1 pseudogene is annotated in these 388 nt (G+C 76.0%); it reads right to left on the reverse strand.

From position 1 onward, the window contains the following. Positions 1–116: 116 nt before the first annotated feature. Positions 117–388 (reverse strand): annotated as a pseudogene (locus tag JHD80_RS27350) (hypothetical protein); the annotation flags it as partial.

A 388-nucleotide genomic window follows, 5' to 3' on the forward strand; every position in this document is an offset into this window, starting at 1 on the left:
CCCCCCCCCCCCCCCCCCCCCCCCCCCCCCCCCCCCCCCCCCCCCCCCCCCCCCCCCCCCCTCTCACTGACCCCCCCACCCCCGAGATCTACACCGAAGGTTAATCGTCGGCAGCGTCAGATGTGTATAAGAGACAGCCAGACCGAGAGCGTCGTCTCGATGCCTTCGCCCATGACAAGGCGGCGGATATGCCCGGCGCGCTCCAGGATGCCGCGCCCTTCTTGACCACCCGCCGGAAGCCCTCGACATGGGGGGGGGGGGGCACATCTCCGAGCCCACGAGACTCTAGGCGCGATCGGGGATGCCGTGTTCTGGGGGAAAAGGGGGGGGGGGGGGGGGGGGGGGGGGGGGGGGGGGGGGGGGGGGGGGGGGGGGGGGGGGGGGGGGG

The sequence above is a fragment of the Allobosea sp. ASV33 genome (assembly GCF_016428755.1).
Lineage (GTDB): Bacteria > Pseudomonadota > Alphaproteobacteria > Rhizobiales > Beijerinckiaceae > Allobosea.